The 13,814-nt window shown below is 66.6% G+C and carries 8 protein-coding genes; 5 read left to right on the top strand and 3 right to left on the bottom strand.

Features of this window, described 5'->3' with window-relative positions:
• Window positions 1–16 precede the first annotated feature (16 nt).
• Complete coding sequence (locus tag AC07NF_RS06460) at window positions 17–1,351, top strand: LLM class flavin-dependent oxidoreductase (RefSeq protein ID WP_494628016.1); 1,335 nt, start codon at window positions 17–19, stop codon at window positions 1,349–1,351.
• A gap of 39 nt (window positions 1,352–1,390) precedes the next feature.
• Here AC07NF_RS06460 and AC07NF_RS06465 read toward each other — a convergent pair whose 3' ends face one another.
• Both AC07NF_RS06465 and AC07NF_RS06470 read right to left on the bottom strand, forming a co-directional pair.
• A complete protein-coding gene (locus AC07NF_RS06465) occupies window positions 1,391–2,548 on the bottom strand; it encodes an N-acetylmuramoyl-L-alanine amidase (RefSeq protein ID WP_494628014.1) in 1,158 nt (385 codons plus the stop codon).
• Between the two features lie 85 nt (window positions 2,549–2,633).
• Entirely contained in the window at window positions 2,634–2,888 is a 255-nt protein-coding gene (locus AC07NF_RS06470) for a helix-turn-helix domain-containing protein (protein WP_291877043.1), read from the bottom strand.
• Window positions 2,889–3,180: 292 nt separating this feature from the next.
• On the opposite strand from AC07NF_RS06470, the gene AC07NF_RS06475 reads away from it, so the two are divergent.
• Window positions 3,181–3,858, top strand: coding sequence for a FadR/GntR family transcriptional regulator (locus tag AC07NF_RS06475; RefSeq protein WP_454715901.1), 678 nt, complete (start codon window positions 3,181–3,183; stop codon window positions 3,856–3,858).
• Here AC07NF_RS06475 and AC07NF_RS06480 read toward each other — a convergent pair.
• Window positions 3,855–4,409, bottom strand: coding sequence for a gluconokinase (locus tag AC07NF_RS06480; protein WP_492810427.1), 555 nt, complete (start codon window positions 4,407–4,409; stop codon window positions 3,855–3,857). The two genes, AC07NF_RS06475 and AC07NF_RS06480, sit on opposite strands and share 4 nt — an antisense overlap.
• 135 nt (window positions 4,410–4,544) lie before the next feature.
• Between AC07NF_RS06480 and AC07NF_RS06485 the strand changes: the two genes are divergently transcribed.
• From AC07NF_RS06485 to AC07NF_RS06495, 3 genes are all read left to right on the top strand, one after another.
• A complete protein-coding gene (locus AC07NF_RS06485) occupies window positions 4,545–7,559 on the top strand; it encodes a glycosyl hydrolase family 28-related protein (protein WP_494628011.1) in 3,015 nt (1,004 codons plus the stop codon).
• Window positions 7,560–7,581: 22 nt separating this feature from the next.
• Window positions 7,582–10,623, top strand: coding sequence for a glycosyl hydrolase family 28-related protein (locus AC07NF_RS06490; RefSeq protein WP_494628009.1), 3,042 nt, complete (start codon window positions 7,582–7,584; stop codon window positions 10,621–10,623).
• A 126-nt stretch (window positions 10,624–10,749) separates the two neighbouring features.
• Window positions 10,750–13,737 (top strand): TonB-dependent receptor plug domain-containing protein, encoded by a 2,988-nt coding sequence (locus tag AC07NF_RS06495; RefSeq protein WP_494628007.1) that lies wholly within the window; start codon window positions 10,750–10,752, stop codon window positions 13,735–13,737.
• The last annotated feature ends 77 nt before the right edge of the window (window positions 13,738–13,814 follow it).

Genomic DNA, 13,814 nt, shown 5'->3' on the forward strand with positions numbered 1-13,814 from the left:
ATCGGAGCGTCTTTCCATGACTACGCAACGCCAATTGAAGCTCGGCTTCATCCTGCACGGCGTCGGCCCCGGCTGGGGCGACTGGCGTCACCCGGACGCCCAGCCCAGCGCCAGCACCGACTTCCAGTTCTACAAGCGCCAGGCCCAGGTGGCCGAGGCCGGCAAGTTTGATTTCCTGTTCGTGGCCGACAGCGTCTACATCACCGAGAAGTCCAGCCCGCACTATCTGAACCGCTTCGAGCCGCTGACCATCCTGTCGGCCCTGGCCGGCGCGACCAACAATATCGGCCTCGTGGCCACCCTGACGGTCAGCTACAGCGAGCCGTTCAACGTCGCGCGCCAGTTCGCCTCGCTGGACCACATCAGCGGCGGCCGCGCCGGCTGGAACGTCGTCACCTCGTGGCTGGAAGGCAGCGCCGCCAACTACAGCCGCGAGAAGCACTACGCCCACGACGTCCGCTACCGCCTGGCCGGTGAGTACCTGGATGTGGTGCAGGGCCTCTGGGACTCGTGGGAGGACGACGCCCTGACCTTCGACAAGAAGGGCGGGCAATTCTTTGATCCCGCTAAGCTTCACGCCCTGAACCACAAGGGCGAGTTCTTCTCGGTCAAGGGGCCGCTGAACATCAGCCGCTCGCCCCAGGGGCAGCCGGTGATCTTCCAGGCGGGGGCCTCGGAAGACGGCAAGACCTTCGCCGCCCAGCGCGCCGACGCCATCTTCGTCTCGCACGAGGACGTCGACGCCGCCCAGGCCTACTACAAGGATATCAAGGCCCGCGCCGCCGGCTTTGGCCGTGATCCGGATCAACTGCACGTCCTGCCCGCCGCCCGCCCGGTGGTTGGCCGCACCGCCGAGGAGGCCGAGGCGCTCTACAAGGAACTGACCGAGCTGGTGTCGCTGGACAACGCCCTGTCGATGCTGGCCCGGCCGTTCAACGAGTACGACTTCAGCCAGCACGACCCGGACGGTCCGTTCCCGCTGGAGGCGGCCGAGTTCGGGGCTAATTCCAACCAGAGCGCGGTCACCCGCATCGTCGCGGCGGTGAAGGCCGACAGCCTGACCCTGCGCGAGACGGCCCTGCGCTTCGCCACGCCGCGCGGCCACTTCGTCGGCGCGCCCGAGCAGGTCGCCGACAGCCTTCAGCACTGGTTCGAGACGCGCGCCTCCGACGGCTTCGTGCTGTTCGAAAGCCTGCCGGGCCAGCTGGAGGCCTTTGTCGAGCTTGTCGTGCCGATCCTCCAGGCGCGCGGGCTGTATCGCACCGAATACGAAGGGGCGACCTTCCGCGACAACCTGGGCCTGGACTTCCCGGTCAACCGCTACGTGGGGGCGTTGCAGGCGGCCGAGTAGGGAGGGGGCGTGGGGCCGTCCCGCCGGCGGCCCCACGGTTCACGGGATCTTCCGCATCTGCGCCAGGCAGGCGCCGGCGACGGCCGCCATCGCGGCGGTCCGGTTCTGCACGGCCTGAGGCCCGGAGATCAGCAGCTTGTCCACCGACGGATTGGTGATGAATTCCGCCTCGATATAGGCGGCGCGGCACGGTGTCTGGCGGCGGTCGTTGCCCAGGCTGATGTCGTTCAGCACGCCGAAGCCCGGCAGGTCGGGATTGCCCTGGTTGTCGGGCTTGACGCCACGATCCTTGGCGCCGGGATCGACGGCCTTGAGGGCGGTGAACAGCGCCTTCTGAACCGCGCCGGCGAACTCCATGTCCGCCGCCAGGTTGATGTTGTCGTTCTCCTTGGCCCGGTAGAACGTCTCCGTGCCCCTGATCGAGGCGGTCTTGTTTCCGTTGAAGTGCAGGCACAGGAAGAGCTTGGCCTTGTGGTCGAAGGCCATGGCCGCCCGCGCCTTGCCGGTCACGTTGACGTCGGTGGTCCGGGTCAGCACGACCTGGACCGTCTCGTTGCGCGCCGCCGCCTGTCGCAGCAGCTCGTCGCGCAGGATCAGCGCGAAATCCAGGGTCAGCTTCTTCTCTTTGACGTTGCTGGCTGAGATCGCGTTGTTGGCGCTGCTGCCTTCGACCTTCTTTTCTCCGCCATGGCCGGGGTCGATGACGATCACGCCGAGGCTAGCGGCCGGTGTGGCGGCCGGCTGAACCGCTTCGGTCTCAGCCTTCTGGACATCCGCCAGCAATTTCTCGGCCTCCGGAACCAGCGCGAGGACCGCGTCGGCATAGTCGGGGCGCGGCGTGTAGATCGGGCCGATGAAGCGGATGAATTGTTCGGGCGTCGCCACATTGGCTTCCCAGCCGGAGTAGGGCGTTCGGTTCAGGAAGGCCCAGTAGCCGGCGATGAAGCTCTCGAGCGTGGCGAACTTGCAGTAGAAGTCCTCGCCGTCATGGGCGGCGTACTTCACCTTGGTGGCGTAGGGCGTCATCTCCTTGCGCCACTTCAGCCCGCCGAAATTGTAGTGATCGCGCGCCAGCGGCGAGCTGCCGCGACCGCTCTCCAGCGCCCATTGCGCCAGCGTCACCGCGCGCAGCTTGGGATAACGGATGGCTTCGCCCAGATAGATCGTCGCCAGACGCCGGAACAGCTCATTGCTCATGTCACACCCTCCCCAGGAAGGTGTGACTATAGGTGACTATTTTGCAGTTTCGCTACCATAGGATGAATTTAGCGATTGTGCTGCGCTAGCCGCCGGCGGAGCGCAGGCCCTGCACCAGCGACTGGGCCGCGATGGCGGCCTGGGTGCGGTTGTGGACGTTCAGTTTGCGCATCAGCGCCGTCATGTGCGCCTTGACCGTGGCCTCGGCGATGCCGAGGTCGAAGGCGATCTGCTTGTTCAGCAGGCCGGAATTGACGCCTTCCAGCACCTTCATCTGGGTCGGGGTCAGGCCGCCCAGCGCCGTCTTCAGATCCCGACCGGCAACGTCCGTCGTGCTCATCGTTGAATCCCTCTGTCTCGTCCCTGCGCACCGTCCTGCGGCGGTGTGCGCCCGTTTTCTTGTTCGCCGACTCTCACGTCGACCGATCCGGGTTATCTGACTCGACGTTAGCGCTATCTGTTGGACAAGTTCAAGTGATTTTGCCGATGTGAGCGTGAACATCGCAAAATGAACCAGAAGGATATAAAACCTGTCGTACAGGTTTTGGTGTTAGAGGGAGGCTGAAGCGGAGTGGCTTTGCCATGCGTCGCGAATGGCCCGATGCTGCGCCTTGAAGTGGGAGACGTAAGGGATGAGCGAGGGCCGCCTGGCCGACCGGGCCTATACCGGCATCGTCGAGATGATCAACGGCGACGGGCTGGAGGTCGGCGACCGCCTGCCGTCGGAGGCGCGCCTGGCCGAGATCTTCGGCATGTCGCGCACCATCGTGCGCGAGGCGCTGGTCCGTCTGGCCGCCGACAGCATCACCGAGGCCCGTCGTGGGGCTGGCTCGTATGTGAAGAACCGGCCGTCCGACAAGCTGGGCGCCTACATGCCGCTGTCCGAGCTGCCGTCGACCATGGGCAGCTACGAGGTGCGGTTCGTGCTCGAGGCCGAGGCGGCGCGACTGGCGGCCGTGCGGCGGTCGGCCGACGAGATGGACGCGATCGAGACGGCGCTGTCGAACCTGCGCGCCGCGCTGCTGTCCAGCGCACCGGCCCATGCCGAGGACATGGAGCTGCACCGCCAAATCGTGCTGGCCACCGCCAATCCGGCCTTCCTGGTCGCCTTCGAGGCGCTGGAGGCCGATGTCGACAAGATCATGCGGGCGGGCGTCGACATCTCACGCTCGCGACCGCCCGAGGCGATCGCCGAGATGATGCGCGAGCACGAGATGATCGTGGAAGCGATCAAGGCGCAGGACGGCGACCAGGCGGCGCTGGCGATGCGCTGGCACTTGTCGCGAGGCCGCAAGCGGCTGATGCCCTAGGCGCGAGCCGCCAGCGCGGGTTCGGTCAACCAGGCCTGGGTGATCTCGCACAGCCGCTCGGGCGGCTCGGCGGCGTCCAGGGTGAAGACGCCTTCGTCGGCGCCCGGCCGTTCCAGGGTCGCGAGCTGGCTGTCCAACAGGCTGGCGGGCATGTAGTGGCCCGCGCGCTGGGTCAGGCGGCGCAGCAGCTCGTCATAGCCGGCGTCCAAGAGCACGAAGCGGACCGGGACCGGAATGGCTTCCCGCAGGCGCTCGCGATAACGACGGCGTAGGGCGGAGCAGGCCGCCACCACCTGTCCACCGGAGGTCAGGGCCTCGCCCATGGCCGCGCCGATCCGGTCCAGCCACGGCCAGCGGTCGTCATCGTTCAAGGCCTGGCCGGCGCGCATCTTGGCGACGGCGTTGGCGTCGTGGAACGTGTCGCCTTCCAGGAACGGGCAATCCAGCTGCCGGGCCAGCAACGCGCCCAGGGTCGACTTGCCGCTGCCGCTCACGCCCATGGCGATGACGGCGAGTCCTGCGGGTCGTACGAGGCTGGATGGCGGCGGCAAACGGCGTCCCTGGTGCGGCGAAGTTGGACCTCGCTTCTACCGACGCCTTTGCGGTGCGTAACTACGACCATGGTCGAGGTGGCAGCCGACGGCCGCAGCCGTATCACTTACCGAAAGTAGATTTTGGGGAGTGGCATGAGAGCGCTTGTGTTGTCGTTGTTGCTGGCGGCCTCGAGCCCCATCATGGCGGAAGCCGCCGCTGCTTCCAGTTCGGCTTGGCCGGCCACGCCGGACGATCCCCGCGCGGTGAAGGTCAAGGCCGTCGGCGACGGCAAGGCCGACGACACCGACGCCATCCAGCAAGCGATCGACGCGGCGCGCGACAAGACCGGCCATGGCCTGGTCTTCCTGCCCTCGGGTCGTTATCGGCTGAGCCGGACCATCCTGATCCCGCCCGGCGTGCGCGTCTTCGGCGTTGGCAAGACCCGGCCGGTCCTGTTGCTGGGAGCGAACACGCCCGGCTTCCAGGAAGGCGTGGGCACGATGGTCGTGTTCACGGGCGGCGACCAGTACCAGGTCGGCGACATTCCCGTGCCGGTGCCCAGCGTCCGTCCGACGACCGCCAAGGTCCGCGACGCCAATTCCGGCACCTTCTATTCGTCGATGGCCAATATCGACATCGAGATCGGCGACGGCAATCCGGCCGCGGCGGGCGTGCGCTTCCGCATGGCCCAGCATGCCTTCCTGAAGCACATGAACTTCCGCCTGGGCTCGGCTTTCGCCGGCGTCTATCAGGCCGGTAACATCATGGAGGACGTCCACTTCCAGGGCGGCCGCTACGGCATCGTCACCGAGAAGACCTCGCCGGCCTGGCAGTTCACCCTGGTGGACTCGACGTTCGACGGCCAGCGCGACGCGGCGATCCGCGAGCATGAGGTCGACCTGACGCTGGTCAATGTCGCCATCAAGAACACGCCGGTCGGGATCGAGATCGACAAGGGCTACAGCGACAGCCTGTGGGGCAAGAACGTCCGCTTCGAGAACGTCTCCAAGGCCGGCGTCGTGATCTCGGCCGAAGACAATGTCTTCACTCAGGTCGGCTTCGACAACGCCGTGGCCACCAATACGCCGGTGTTCGCCCGCTTCCGCGACAGCGGCAAGACGGTGGACGGCAAGGGCAAGGCCTATCGCGTGGGCTCGTTCACCTACGGCCTGACCCTGCCGGGTCTGGGTCAGATGGGCGAGTACAAGACGCTGTCGGACATCACGCCGCTGAAGGCCTTGCCGGCCGCTACGCCGGCGGCGCTGCGGTCGCTGCCGCCGATGGCTGAGTGGACCAACGTCAAGACGCTGGGCGTCAAGGGCGACGGCTTGTCCGACGACACCGCCGCTCTGCAGAAGGCGATCGACAGCCATAAGGTGCTGTACCTGCCGATCGGCTTCTACATGGTCAGCGACACGCTGAAGCTGAAGCCCGACACCGTGCTGATCGGCCTGCACCCGGCGCTAACGCAGCTGGTCATCCCGGACGGCAATCCCGGCCACGTCGGTGTTGGCGCGGTGAAGCCGATCCTGGAGACCCCGCGCGGCGGCGACAACATCGTCTCGGGTGTCGGGCTCTTCACTGGCCGCATCAATCCGCGCGCCTCGGCGCTGCTGTGGCGGTCGGGTGAGAAGTCGCTGGTCACCGACGTCAAGATCATGGGCGGCGGCGGCACGCCCACCGCCGACGGCAAGCCGCTGGGCGCGGCCCAGGCCCGCAGCGGCGATCCCGTGGCCGACGGTCGCTGGGACGCACAGTACCCCAGCATCTGGGTGACGGATGGCGGCGGCGGCACGTTCGCCAATGTGTGGAGCCCCAACACCTTCGCCTCGGCCGGCTTCTACATCAGCGACACCAAGACGCCGGGCCACATCTATGAGGTCTCGGTCGAGCACCACGTGCGCAACGAGTTCGTGCTCGACAACGTGGAGAACTGGGAATTCCTGGCGCCCCAGACCGAGCAAGAGGTCGGCGACGGCCCCGACGCGGTGTCGCTGGAGATCCGCAACTCCAAGAACATCCTGTTCGCCAACTATCACGGCTATCGCGTCACGCGGTCGTATCATCCGGCCGAGACGGCGGTGAAGCTGTTCAACTCGACCGACATCCGCTTCCGCAACGTCCACATCAATGCCGAGAGCGGCGTGGCCCTGTGCGACAAGATCGGCTGCGGCACCTACCTGCGGGCCAGCAAATATCCGTTCGAGAACGCCATCCAGGACAAGACCTCCAAGCTGGAGGTGCGCGAGCGCGAGTTCGCGGTGCTGGACGTCAAGGGTGACCAGCCCGCGCCGGCGGCGGCCGATCCCAAGGTCAAGAAGCTGGAGACCGGCTTTTGGTCGATCTCGGGCGCCACGGTAGGCGCGGACGGGGCGCTGTACTTCGTCGAGAAGCGCTTCCAGCGGATCTACCGCTGGACGGCGACCAAGGGCCTGGAGATCGTCCGCGACAGCTCGCTGGACCCGACCAACCTGGCGGTGGACGCCTCGGGCAAGCTGCTGGTGGTGTCGTCGTTGGGGCCGCAGGGCGCGGTCTATTCGATCGACCCGAACGGTCCCCACGATGCGCTGACCATGATTGCCGCGACTGCCGTGGCCTCGCGCGGGAAGGGCAAGACGCTGCTGCCGGTCAACTGGTGGAACAATGGCGAGTTCCGCGACCAGTACGATCCGGCCAAGGGTGAGTTCACGACGCTGGCGCAGATGTTCGCCCGCGACGTCGGCGCGCCCAAGGCCCAGGAATATGTCTCGCCCGACGGCAGCGTGTCGCTGCCGGCCTTCCGGGTGTGGCAGCAAGGTCCGCCGGACCATGTCGGTTGGCGCTGGGCCGACAGCCTGCAGGCCAACGGCCTGATCGGCGGCGCGGTCGGCGAGCGGGTGTTCGTCACCAACGGCTCGGAGAACATGACCTACAGCGGTCAGGTCGGTCCCGGCGGGACGCTGACGGACCTGAAGGTCTTCGCCAATCGCGGCGGCGAGAGCGTCGCGGTCGATGGCCAAGGGCGGGTGTTCGTCGCCAATGGCCAGATCTTCCAGTACGGCGCTGACGGCAGCCTGACCGGCCGCATCGACGTGCCCGAGCGTCCGCTGCAGCTGATCTTCGGCGGCGAGGGCGGGAAAACACTGTTCGTCCTGACTCACCGTTCGCTCTACGCTGTCACGCCATAACAGTCGGGTTGGGGAGTCGAGTATGAAGCGTTGGCTGGTCGCCGCGAGCGTGGCGTCTATCGCGTTGGCTTGTGCGGCGGGAACGCCGGCCTGGGCTTCGATCTCGGCTTTCGCGACAGCACCCGACGACCCGGCCGCCATCACCGCGAAAGCCAAGGGCGACGACCGCGCCGACGACACGGCCGCCCTGCAAGCCGCAATCGACGCGGCGGCGGCCAAGCCGGGCGGCGGTCTGGTCTTCCTGCCGTCGGGTCGCTACCGGATCAGCAAGACCCTGTTCCTGTGGCCAGGCGTGCGGCTGTTCGGCGTGGGCGCGACGCGGCCCGAGATCGTGCTGGGAGATGCGACGCCAGGCTTCCAGAAGGGCCTGGCCAACATGCTGATCTTCGCCGGGGCCAGGCCTGACCCGGCGCGGGCCTTCAAGCCGGCGTTCCCGCCGCCGGGCAGCGTGCCGTTCAACAAGGACATCGCCGACGCCAATCCCGGCACCTTCTACAGCGCCATCAGCAATGTCGATTTCACGATCGGCAAGGGCAATCCGGCGGCCACGGCGATCCGCTTCCACGCCGCCCAGCACGCCGTGCTCAGCCACATGACCTTCGACATCGGCTCGGGCCTGGCGGGTCTGTACCATGTCGCCAACGAGGCCGAGGATCTGCACTTCAAGGGCGGGCGCTACGGCATCCTGGCCGAGAAGCCGTCGGCCGCCTGGGGTTTTGTGCTGCTGGACTCGACCTTCGAAGGCCAGCGCGACGCGGCGATCCGCGAGCACGAAGCGGGCCTGACCCTGGTCAATGTGGCCATGCGCGATACCCCCGTCGGGATCGAGATCGACCGCGGCTACGGCGACTGGCTGTGGGGCAGGGACGTCCGCTTCGAGAACGTCTCCGAGGCCGGCGTCATCATCTCCAACGAGCGCAACGTCTACACCCAGGTGGGTTTCGAGAACGCCTCGGCGGTCAACACCCCGGTGTTCGCGCGCTTCCGCGACAGCGGCAAGACCACGGCGGGGAAGGGCAAGGCCTACCGCGTCGCCGCCTTCAATCACGGCCTGACCGTGCCGGGCCTGGGCCAGACCGGCGACTATAAGACGACGTTCGAGGCCGAGGCGGTCTCGGCGCCGAAGCCTGCCAAGCCCGCGATCCGGGCACTGCCGCTGACGTCCGAGTGGACCAACGTCCGCACGCTCGGCGCCAAGGGCGACAATACGACAGACGACACCGCCGCCATCCAGAAGGCGATCGATGCGCACCGCGTGGTCTATTTCCCGACCGGCTTCTACCGCGTCACCGACACCCTGAAGCTGAAGCCCGACACCGTGCTGATCGGCCTGCATCCCAGCCTGACCCAGATCGTGCTGCCCCACGCCACGCCGGCCTTCCAGGGCGTCGGCGCGCCCAAGGCGCTGGTGCGGTCGGCGGACGGCGGTGACAACATCGTCTTCGGCCTGGGGCTCTACACCGATGGCGCCAATCCGCGCGCTACGGCGCTGCTATGGACGGCCGGCGCGACCTCGATGGTCAATGACGTCAAATTCCAGGGCGGCCACGGCACCAACCTGTTCGATGGCACCCGGTTCAGCCCCTACAATAACAACGCCACCGCCGATGCCGACGCGACCAAGCGCTGGGGCGGGCAGTATCCCAGCCTGTGGGTGACCAATGGCGGCGGCGGGACCTTCTCCAACATCTGGAGCCCCAGCACCTACGCCTATTCCGGCATCTACATCTCCGACACCGAGACGCCCGGCCACGTCTACCAGGCTTCGGTCGAGCACCATCTGCGCACCGAGATCAGCCTGAACCGCGTCGCCAACTGGGAGTTCCTGGCCCCGCAGACCGAGGAAGAGGCGGGTGAGGGTGAGGACACCGTCTCGCTGGAGATCCGTGACAGCAGCAACATCCTGCTGGCCAACTATCACGGCTATCGGGTGACCCGCACGCGCCGTCCGGCGCCGGCGGCGGTGCGGATCTACAACTCGCACGACATCCGTTTCCGCAACGTTGCGGTGAACGGCGAGAGCGGTTTTGGCACTTGCGACGACAACGGCTGCGGCACCTTCACCCGCCTGACCAAGTATCCGTACGAGAACGCCATCCAGGACATCACCAGCGGCCTGGAGGTGCGCGAGCGCCAGTTCGCGGTGCTGGACATCGGCGGGGCGCCCAAGCCGGTCACGCCGTCGGTGTTCCCGGCCGGCGCGACGATCGAGAAGCTTGGGGATGGCTTCTACTCGCTGGGCGGCGGGGCCGTGGATGCGGCCGGGACGCTGTACTTCACCGACCGTCGCAACCAGCGGATCTACAGCTGGTCGGACGACCGCAAGCTGTCGATCGTGCGCGACAACACGCTGGACCCGGTCAACCTAGCCGTCGACGCCTCGGGCAATCTGCTGGTGCTGTCATCGGACGGGCGCAACGGCTCGGTCTACAGCTTCAAACCGGGCAGCCCGGACACCGAGGTGACGGTGATCGCCCCGACGCCGGCGGGTGAGGGCGCTAACGCGGCGACGGTGCTACCGGCTAATTGGTGGAACAACGGCGAGTTCAAGGACCAGCTGAACCTGGACACCTACCAGTTCACCACCCTGGCCGAGCTCTTCGCCCACGACATGGCGCTGCCCAAGGCCAAGGAATATGTCTCGCCCGACGGCAGCCTGACCCTGCCGGCCTATCGGGTGTTCTCCAACGGACCGGCGGACTATCGCGGCCTGCGATTCTCGGATTCCCTGGATACCTATGGTCTGATCACCGCCAAGCCCGGCCAGCGGGTGTTCATCGCCAACAGCTCTGAGAACAAGACCTACAGCGGCCTTGTCGGACAAAAGGGCGCGATCACCGACCTGAAGGTCTTCGCCGAGCGGGGCGGGGAGAGCGTCACTACCGACGCCGACGGCCGGGTCTACGTCGCCAACGGTCAGGTGTTCGTCTACGCCCCCGACGGCAAGGAAGTCGGGCGCCTGGATATCCCCGAAAGACCCCTGCAATTGCTGTTCGGCGGGACCGACAAGCGCACCCTGTATGTGCTGACTCACCACACGCTCTATGCGGTGCGGAGCAAGTAGTCCCACAACAGGAGACCAGTCCCCAAAAGGCCTACGACCATGGTCGTATAGTTAGCGGTCCCATCGTCTGACAAATTCCCAGAAGGCCAATCAGATGGCCCAATGAAAAACTGGGAGGGATGCAGGATGAGTGCTGTCGGTAGCACGCGAGGGGGATCGTCCTTTTTGAGCGCTCTGCTCGCGACGAGCGCATTCGCGACAATTTTCGCAGGCGGCGCGGCCTACGCGCAAGCCACCCCGGCTTCGGACGACAGCACCGTGACGGAGATCGTCGTCACGGGCACGCGGATCCGGTCCGAGGGCTTCACCGCGCCGACGCCGACCCAGATGCTGGGGCAGCAGGACCTGGAGCGGGCGGCCCAGCCGAACATCTTCACCGCCATCACCCAGCTGCCGTCGCTGCAGGGTTCGAGCGGCGCCACCACGGGCACCTTCAGCACCTCAAGCGGCCAGCAGGGCCTGAGCTCGTTCTCGCTGCGCGGCCTGGGCACCATCCGGACCCTGACCCTGCTGGACGGCCAGCGCGTCGTGCCGGCCAACGTCACCGGCGTTCCCGACATCAGCCTGTTCCCGCAGCTGCTGGTCGAGCGGGTCGATGTGGTGACGGGCGGCGCCTCGGCGTCCTACGGCTCTGACGCCGTCGGCGGCGTGGTCAACTTCATCACCAACAAGAAGTTCCAAGGCTTCAAGGCCAACGTCCTCACCGGCGTCACCACGTACGGCGACAACCACCAGTGGCTGGCCCAGGTCGCGGCCGGCAAGAACTTCCTGAACGACCGTCTGCACGTGCAGGTCAGCGGCGAATATGACTGGGAAGAGGGCGTTCCGGCGGGCGGCTTCGGCGAAGACGCGCCGGGCAGCCGCGACTGGTACACGACCGCCACCCTGGTCAATCGCGGCGTCACCAACGACGGCTCGCCGCAGTACCTCTATCGCGAGCACGCCCAGGCTTATCAGTACGCCAAGTATGGCCTGATCAGCACCGGACCGCTGCAAGGCACCGCCTTCGACCAGAGCGGCAACCCGTTCCAGTTCCAATACGGCGGTGGCGGCGTGCCGTCCAAACTGACCACCCCCACGACTGGAGCCCCCGTCTCCGGCTGCTACACGAACGGCGGCTTCTGCGTCGGCGGCGACCTGTCGGGAAATGTCGGCATCGGCACCTCGCTGCAGTCCCGCATCAAGCGGATGGGCACCTACGGCCGCATCGGCTACGACCTGGACGACAACAACGAGATCTACGCGACCCTGAACGTCGCCCGTGTGGAAAGCAGCAACCAGCCCAATCCGGGTGCGGCCACCACCGGCCTGACAATGTCGTGCGCGAACCCGTACCTGCCCGCGTCGATCGTGGCGGCCTGCGCCGCCAACAACATCACGAGCTTCAACTTCGGCACGAGCAACGCCCTGCTGCCGCGCAACATCTCGGTCCACCCGACGCGGACCCAGTATCGCGGCGTGATTGGCGCGAACGGCAAGTTCAACGCCCTGGGCAAGGACTGGCACTACGACGCCTATTACACCCACGGCCAGAACACGACGAACATCCACGTCAAAGACATCCTGCTGATGCCGCGCTATCGCGCGGCCGTCCAGGCCATCACGGTGGGCGGACAGATCGTTTGCGCCGACCCTATCGCCCGCGCCAATGGCTGCGTGCCGATCAACATCTTCGGCGGCAAGCCCCCCAGCGAAGCGGCCCTGGCCTACATCACGCCCAAGAATGGCCCGTACCAGCACTCGGTGCAGAAGCAGGACGTCGCCAGCATCAACTTCAGCGGCGAGGCGTTCTCGAACTGGGCCGGTCCGGTGTCGCTGGCGATCGGCGGCGAGTGGCGCAAGGAACAGTACCACGTCCAAGGCGACCCCTACGGCGATGGCAACACGGACTCGCCCAACACGGCCGACTATCCCAACGATCCGGTCCTGGTTGCGTCGGGCGCCAACTGGTTCGCGGGCAACTACCACTCAGGCCGTGGCAGCTACTCCGTGAAGGAAGCCTATGCCGAAGTGAACATCCCGCTGGTCAACTCGGACGCGGCGGGCAGGGCCAACCTGAACATGGCCGGTCGTTGGACCGACTACAGCACCTCGGGCACCGTCTACACTTGGAAGGTCGGGGCCACCTGGGACACGCCGATCGACGGCGTCCGCCTGCGGGCCGTCACGTCGCGTGACGTCCGCGCACCCAACCTGTCGGAACTGTTCGCCGCGCCGGTCACCACGACGCTGCCGAACTTCACCATTCCCTCGAACGGCACGCCGCCAGCTGGCCAGCCCTCCGGCGGTGCGGTGACGGCGTTCCAGAACGTGGTGGGGAACCCGGACCTGAAGCCGGAAATCGCCAAGAACGTGACCATCGGCGCGGTGCTGTCGAACCCGCAATGGCTGCCAGGCTTCAGCGTCTCGGTCGACTGGTACAACATCGTCCTCAACGGCGGCATCTCCAGCCTGGGCGCTCAGCAGATCGTGAACTTCTGCTATGCGGGCATGACCCAGTTCTGCGGCGCATTTAATCTCAACTCACCGAACGCCTTCATCAATTCCCAGACGTTCAACCTGGCTTCGATCAAGACCAGCGGCTTCGACATCGAGAGCAGCTATCGGTTCGAACTGCCCAGCGTGCCCGGCCGCTTCACGGTCCGGGGGCTGGCGACGAACACGCACAAGTTCGTCACCAACCCGGGCATCCCCGGCGCGGTCGCCGTCGACTCGGCCGGCCAGAACTCCGGCGCCACGCCGGACTGGAAGTTCCTGGCTATCCAGTCCTGGGACACCGACCGCTTCGCCTTCAGCGTCCAGGAGCGCTGGTTCAGCGATGGCCGGTTCGGCGGCACCACCACCGACTACATCGAGTGCAAGGCCGGCAGCTGCCCGGTCTCGACCGGCAGCAACCCGACCATCGACTACAATCACATGAAGGGCGCGACCTATGTCGACATCAGCGCCTCCTACAAGTTCGGCAATGGCCTGCAGCTCTACGGCAAGGTCGACAACCTGCTGAACCGCGATCCGACGCCGTCCCCGCAGACCAATACGGGCCTGGACGCCAACCCGGCGCTCTATGACCTGCTGGGCCGGTTCTACCACGTCGGCCTGCGGTACAGCTTCTAAGTCCCGGGCCGCCCGCCTCCACCTCCCCCTGGGCGGCCTCGCCCGGGCCCTAGCGGTCTCCCCGCAGTGGCCCGGGC

Source organism: Caulobacter sp. GW821-FHT10A06 (genome assembly GCF_059415805.1).

What these genes read in the sequence shown, in the direction of transcription:
- AC07NF_RS06460 (WP_494628016.1), top strand. Translation starts at nt 17, where the DNA reads ATGACTACGCAACGCCAATTGAAGCTCGGCTTCATCCTGCACGGCGTC.
- AC07NF_RS06465 (WP_494628014.1), bottom strand. Translation starts at nt 2,548, where the DNA reads ATGAGCAATGAGCTGTTCCGGCGTCTGGCGACGATCTATCTGGGCGAA.
- AC07NF_RS06470 (WP_291877043.1), bottom strand. Translation starts at nt 2,888, where the DNA reads ATGAGCACGACGGACGTTGCCGGTCGGGATCTGAAGACGGCGCTGGGC.
- AC07NF_RS06475 (WP_454715901.1), top strand. Translation starts at nt 3,181, where the DNA reads ATGAGCGAGGGCCGCCTGGCCGACCGGGCCTATACCGGCATCGTCGAG.
- AC07NF_RS06485 (WP_494628011.1), top strand. Translation starts at nt 4,545, where the DNA reads ATGAGAGCGCTTGTGTTGTCGTTGTTGCTGGCGGCCTCGAGCCCCATC.
- AC07NF_RS06490 (WP_494628009.1), top strand. Translation starts at nt 7,582, where the DNA reads ATGAAGCGTTGGCTGGTCGCCGCGAGCGTGGCGTCTATCGCGTTGGCT.
- AC07NF_RS06495 (WP_494628007.1), top strand. Translation starts at nt 10,750, where the DNA reads ATGAGTGCTGTCGGTAGCACGCGAGGGGGATCGTCCTTTTTGAGCGCT.